The sequence below is a fragment of the Xenorhabdus sp. SGI240 genome, assembly GCF_040081915.1.
GTDB lineage: Bacteria > Pseudomonadota > Gammaproteobacteria > Enterobacterales > Enterobacteriaceae > Xenorhabdus > Xenorhabdus bakwenae.
The window spans coordinates 1-2,364 of the sequence record NZ_JBEBMB010000033.1 but is presented as its reverse complement, the minus strand read 5'-3'; the positions used below and the strand labels follow the sequence as shown (position 1 = coordinate 2,364).

Below are 2,364 nucleotides of genomic sequence, written 5' to 3'. Positions count from 1 at the left end.
TTGATAACCGGCTTCCATAGCTGTAGCGGCTCGCGTTTATCCGGTTTTTCGGCTCACATTAATTGCAAATGAAAATCCCCGCGGACTCACGTAAACTGCGAATGAACTTGCAATTATCTTTCCGGCTTGCAATCCATTTCATCCGGCTCACGATAACCGCAAATGAAAAATGTAGTATTTTACAGCTTCGCTTTCACTGGGCCTAATGGAAGCATTAGCGTGTATGGCTCTAACGGTGACTGGGCGAAGCCAAGACGCGTATAGAACGATCGGGCGCTTTCATCAATTGCGTGGACGATTATAGCTGAAATGCCCACTTGTTCCGCCGTACTGACGACACGCTTCCAGGCATCTTGGAGAAGCAATGCTCCTAGCTTCTTCCCCTGATACTCCACATCGACAGCCAGACGGCCGAGAAGCACCACAGGGATAGGATCTGGCATATTGCGTTTAAGCGATGGTGTAGATTCAATATGATTAATTGAGCCGGCGCTTAGACAATAATAACCAATAACGTCTTTTGTGCCTTTCTTGCAAATAACAAATGTGCGGCTCGCGCCGGGCTTATTATTTTTTAAAGCCCGGCGCGAAAGCCATTCGTTTAATGTTTCATGCTGGCAATAAAAATCATTGATATTATGTTCAGCCGTTAATATTTCAGGTGCGCTTATTCCCACGGTGCTTTATATCCCATGAGTTTTTTAAAACCTGCATTATCAGAAAGCGGTTGCTCCAGCATTTGCATGAACGCATGATATTTTTCGTCGTTAACGAAAAAATGGCACTGATCAAGTATGGCCTCTTCGGCTGCACGGCAGGCAGCATCCAAAATGAAATCAGTTCGGGTCTTTGAGTGCAGGTTTGCCGCATGGTCAATAAGCTCCCGTTGGAAGGCTTTCGCCCGGATGTTAATCGGGGTTTCTTTAGGTTGTGTTCTCATAAATCACCTGTATAGCAAATTGGTAGACAGTCATTATAGCAAATGTATAACTAATAGCTATACACTTAACTGTGGCTACTCACATTTAATCCGGCTCACACTCACTGAAAATGAAATCCCCAATGAACCAGAGTCACTCAGGGTAGGTATCGATGCCTGGGTCACGGTTGAAGGCGTATCCTGGGAAGTGGAACCGGACATGGCGGGCGAAAAAGTGATTATTCTGTGGGGATTGTTTGACGATGAGATACTTGTGGACTTTGACGATGAAAAATGGGGACCTTATTATCCGGTTTCGGGGCCGATCCCCTTACATCGTTACCGGGCTTTCAAGCGTGGCAAGGCGGCTGAAAGGTCTGATCGTATCCGTGCGCTGGCCAGCCAGCTGAATTTGCCTGTCAGTGCCCTGTCGGGACACGATATCCAGCTACTGACCAGTGAGGTAGAAAATCCACCCGAACTGCAACATCAACCTTTTGATATCACTGAACTCGAATACCATTTTCCCACCTTCATTGCAGCAAAACTGGCTATTGCGGAGGATTTGGCCATGCCACTGGCTAAATTATCGGATGAAGAGCGGATGTTCATTGAGGATATTCTGGCCGAAACGCTCATCCGCACGGAAGTCCTCGCCCGTGTCAGAAATTATTTCCGTAACAGACAATCAGGAGAAGATCATGCGGGTTGAAGTGATGGAATATTATGGACTGGCACAGCCCATTGATCAGGCGGGCTATTATGAAACAGCACATCATAACCAGCTGATCAAGGACATCAAAGGCGCTATCCGCGAGGGGCGGCTGGTTGCTGTCTGCGGCGTAGTCGGAAGTGGTAAAACCGTTACCCTGCGCCGTTTGCAACAGCAACTTCGGGATGAAAACAAAATCATTGTGGCTAAATCTCTGTCAGTCGAAAAACACAGCATTAAGCTTGCCACGCTGATTAGTGCATTATTTTACGATCTGACACAGGATAAGCTGGTACAAATCCCCAAACAAGGTGAACGCCGAGAACGTGAATTGCAAGAGCTGGTCAGGAAAGGCAAGCGGACAGTAGCGCTGTTTGTGGATGAAGCCCATGATATAAACGGACATACGTTAACCGGGCTAAAATGGCTGATGGAGGTCGTGGAAGATGGCGGTGGCCGCTTATCAGTGGTTTTGGCAGGGCATCCCAAACTACGTAACGACCTGCGGCGGCCCACCATGGAAGAAATCGGCTACCGGACAGATATTTTCACGCTGGACGGGATCACCGGCAGCCAACGGGGATACATTCAGTGGATGCTGAAAACCAGTATGGGAAAAGGGAAAACGGAAGAAATACTGACGACAGATGCCATTGATTTACTGGCAATGAAACTCCGTACCCCATTACAGGTTCAGTTGCATCTGACGTTGGCTATGGAAGCCGGTTATCAA

Annotated in this window: 3 protein-coding genes and 1 pseudogene; 2 read left to right on the top strand and 2 right to left on the bottom strand. The window is 47.7% G+C overall.

The genetic code is table 11. The features are described 5' to 3' along the window. Nucleotides 1-179 precede the first annotated feature (179 nt). Both ABLA76_RS08995 and ABLA76_RS08990 read right to left on the bottom strand, forming a co-directional pair. Nucleotides 180-677: a GNAT family N-acetyltransferase gene (locus tag ABLA76_RS08995; RefSeq protein ID WP_348987665.1), complete on the bottom strand. Its 498-nt coding sequence runs from the start codon at nucleotides 675-677 to the stop codon at nucleotides 180-182. After that, nucleotides 668-940: a DUF1778 domain-containing protein gene (locus ABLA76_RS08990; RefSeq protein ID WP_348987664.1), complete on the bottom strand. Its 273-nt coding sequence runs from the start codon at nucleotides 938-940 to the stop codon at nucleotides 668-670. The genes ABLA76_RS08995 and ABLA76_RS08990 overlap by 10 nt, the downstream gene beginning before the upstream one ends. Before the next feature lie 124 nt (nucleotides 941-1,064). On the opposite strand from ABLA76_RS08990, the pseudogene ABLA76_RS08985 reads away from it, so the two are divergent. After that, nucleotides 1,065-1,631, top strand: a pseudogene (locus ABLA76_RS08985) (IS481 family transposase); the annotation flags it as partial. Next, a partial coding sequence (locus tag ABLA76_RS08980; RefSeq protein WP_348987663.1) for an AAA family ATPase occupies nucleotides 1,621-2,364 on the top strand: 744 nt, incomplete at its 3' end. The pseudogene ABLA76_RS08985 and the gene ABLA76_RS08980, both read left to right, overlap by 11 nt.

Coding starts and splice junctions, on each gene's coding strand:
- ABLA76_RS08990 (WP_348987664.1), bottom strand. CDS start 940: ATGAGAACACAACCTAAAGAAACCCCGATTAACATCCGGGCGAAAGCC.